The following is a 2,160-nucleotide window of genomic DNA, read 5'->3' as shown; positions in this document are numbered from 1 at the left end:
TTGGGCGTACCGGTGGATCCCGAGGTGTAGATCACGTAGGCGAGATGGCGGGAGGTGAGGCCGAGCGCGCGCGGGTCCGGATCCGATTCCGGCAGGCTGGCCCAGGCCGGTGCCGCCGCATCGAGCTCCACCACGCTCGCATCGAGGCCCACATCGCCCAAGGCGGCGCGGCCGGCCGCATCGGTCAGCAGCAGCCGCGGCGCCGCATCCTCCAACACCTGGCGCAGCCGCGCCGACGGATAGGCCGGGTCCAGCGGCACATACGCCCCGCCGGCCTTCAGGATCGCCAAAAGCCCCACCACCATCAGCGGACTGCGCGCAACGCAGATTGCCACCGGCTGATCCGGCTTGACCCCGAGGGCGATCAGATGATGCGCCAGCTGGTTGGCGTGCGCATTGAGCGCGCCATAGCTTACGCGCTGGTCCTGATAGACCAGCGCCACCGCCTCCGGCGCCTTGCGCACCTGCGCCTCGAACAGCTCCTGGATGCACTGCTCCGCAGGATACGCCGCCGCCGTCCGGTTCAGCTCCTCCAGCAGATAGGTGCGCTCGGCCGCTGGCAGGATGTCCAGCTCCCGCACCGGCGTGTCCGGCGCCCGCTCCAGCGCCTCTGCCAGCTGCTCGAGCGCCCGCTGCATGTAGCCGCAGATCCGATCCGCCGAGATAGGCTCCGCCACCTGCGCCGTCAGCCCGAGCGCCTCGCCAAAATCCTCCACTGACAAGGTCAGCGGATAATTGGTGCGCTCCTCCCCGCCCAGCCATTCCACGCCCACCACACTGTCATCGGTTGCGGTGGCGACCGCCGCAGTGTTGTGGCGGTAGTTCAACAACGCGCTGAACAGCGGCGCCGGCGCCGCAATGGCGCTGCAGCGCTGCGCCAGCGCCAGCGAGGCATGCTCATGTGCCAGCAGCTCGGCCAGCCGGGCATGCGTGGTTCGCACGCTCGCCTCGACCGCGGTCCCATCAAGATCAAGCCGCAGCGGCAGGGTGTTGATGAACAGCCCCATGGCGCGGTCGGCGCCGGCGTTGCCCTGCAGGCGGCCGAACAGCACCGTGCCGAACACCACCTGCTCGCGGCCGCTGCTGTGCGCCACCACCTGCCCCCACGCCAGATGGCACAGGCTTGCCAGACTGACGCCCAGCCGCCGCGCCTGTTCCCGCAGCCGCGCATGGAGCGCCGGCGGCAACAACCGATGCGCCTCACGAACCCCGCCGCCGTCGCCGCGCACCTCGCTCAAGCCGAACGGCGTGGTCGGCTCGTCGATGTCGGCCAGCAGCTCCCGGAAGAACGCTTCGTCCGCCTCGGCATCACCGCGTAGATGCACCTGCGCCACCAGATTGCGGAACGGCTGCGGCGCCGGCAGCTCATGCTGGCGCCCCTCCAGCTCGGCCCGGACCTCAGCATGCATCACGTCCAGCGTGGTGTGATCCCCGATCAGATGATGCTGCAGCTCCAGCAGCAGCCAGCGCGCGCTGCCGGGCTCGCGCGCAATCACAAACCGCAGCAGTGGCGCCCGGCCAAGCTCGATGCGGTGCCGGCGCGGATCAAACCGCTCCCGCAGCTGCTCGGCGCCAGCACCATGAGCGCCATCCAGCTCGACCTCGGTCACCTCCAGTTGTGCCTTCCGCCACACCACCTGGGCCGGCTGCGACAGCCCCTCCCACACAAACGAGGTGCGCAGGATGTCATGCCGATCCACCACCCGCTGGACCGCGGCAAGATAGCGCTCGAGCAGCCCACGCTCGGCAAACGCCATCTGCGATACCAGCAGGTATGGATCGCCCTTTGCCGCCAGCAGATGATGGAACAGGATGCCGTCCTGCAGCGGCGACAGGCCGTAAATGTCCTGGATGTTGCCAACCCCCCCGGGCACCGTGGCAATGATCCGGTCGATCTCGTCCTGTGCCAGCTCGATCAGCGGCAGCATCTGTGGCGTGATCGCCGCACTCCGTTCGGTGATCAGGTTGGCCGGGACCGCCACCTCCTGATGGTGGCCGAGGCTTGCGGCCAGATCCGCCAGCACCGGCTGGGCGAACAGGGTGCGCACTTCGATGCCCAGCGACCGCCGCCGCAGAAGCTCCATCAGCTGTACTGCCAACAGCGAGTGGCCGCCCAGTTCGAAGAAGTTGTCGTGGCGCCCGATGCGCTCCACACCGAGA

The 2,160-nt window shown here is 68.9% G+C and carries 1 protein-coding gene; it reads right to left on the bottom strand.

The window, feature by feature from the left end:
* A partial coding sequence (locus tag AOQ71_RS04750; RefSeq protein ID WP_157083380.1) for a condensation domain-containing protein occupies positions 1-2,160 on the bottom strand: 2,160 nt, incomplete at both ends.

The organism is Bradyrhizobium manausense, from assembly GCF_001440035.1.
Taxonomy (GTDB): domain Bacteria; phylum Pseudomonadota; class Alphaproteobacteria; order Rhizobiales; family Xanthobacteraceae; genus Bradyrhizobium; species Bradyrhizobium manausense.
Note: the sequence above shows the minus strand (reverse complement) of the source record. Positions and strands in the feature narration are given on the sequence as shown.